Source organism: Methanoregula sp. (assembly GCF_002835825.1).
GTDB lineage: Archaea > Halobacteriota > Methanomicrobia > Methanomicrobiales > Methanospirillaceae > Methanoregula.
In genome coordinates this window covers 1-1,010 of sequence record NZ_PIZH01000803.1, presented here as the reverse complement: position 1 = coordinate 1,010, position 1,010 = coordinate 1, and the positions used below count along the sequence as shown (strand labels likewise).

The window sequence follows — 1,010 nt, the reverse complement described above, 5'->3', positions numbered from 1 at the left end:
GCCCCGCAGGCCACTTCGGACCAGTCGATGATAATGTAGGTCTTCCCGTCAAAGAGGATGTTTCCGCCGTGGAAGTCCCCGTGGCAGATGGAAAAGCCGTCCGGGAGCCGGGCGAGATCGTTGTTCAGGCGGTCCTTCTCTTCCGGAGTCAGGCCCGGGCTTGCGGCGATGTTTGCACCAAGGACCATCCGCAGCGGCCGGAAGACGCCGGCGCTCACCTTGTGCATCGCGGTCTGCATCTCAACGACCTTGTCAAGCGTCTCTTCGAGCCGGGACGGGTCCTCCCCGGCAATGTCATAGAGGCTTTTTCCCTTCACCTGGTCCATGACAACGGCGACCTGGTTTTTGAAGGTCTCAACAGCATAGATCTTCGGCACGGGAAGTCTGAGCTCCCCGACCATCGCGATGTAGAATGCCTCCATGAACGGCTGGTAGTGCGGCTGGTTCTCGCGGTAGACTTTTGCGGCTATGCCGTTTTTTGCGTAGACCGCTGCGGACTGGCCAAGGCCGACCCGTTCGACATAGCGCTCCTGGAACTCTTTGTCATGTTTGGGCACTGCATATCCGGGAATGGTGATATTGTCGTCTGCCATGGTGGTTCCCCGTAAGCCCGCAGGTTTTTTTACCCGGGCGAATCCGGAATACACCAGTGTTTTACCGGCAATTTGCTAAAGGTTTTGCCTGTAACGTGCCTGTTCTGGATGCCCTTAGCGGGAACCGGTTCAAATCGCTGATTGAATGCAGGTTTTTTTAAGAAAACCTCCTTCTGGTAATGGTATCCTGCCCCCTTGCTCCAACCTGGCTCGAAGAGCCTTTCATGCATTTCTCGTGTCTCACCTTAAAAAAAATGTTCGACACGCCAATGGGGGGTACATGTGATGCCACTGTATTGCCTGAAATGAATACTCTGACTAAAAGAGGTTTTCATAAAAGGAAATTGAGGCCGCCGCGGGGCACCCTTCGGGGAGGTATTCGTCGCATCAGCGAGGATTACCTGGAGAATGCATCAG

Annotated in this window: 1 protein-coding gene; it reads right to left on the bottom strand. The window is 54.9% G+C overall.

Features of this window, described 5'->3' with window-relative positions; translation table 11 throughout:
* The coding region (locus CW742_RS15325) for an aminoglycoside phosphotransferase family protein (RefSeq protein WP_292421914.1) at positions 1–593 on the bottom strand (593 nt) is incomplete at its 3' end.
* Between the last annotated feature and the right edge of the window lie 417 nt (positions 594–1,010).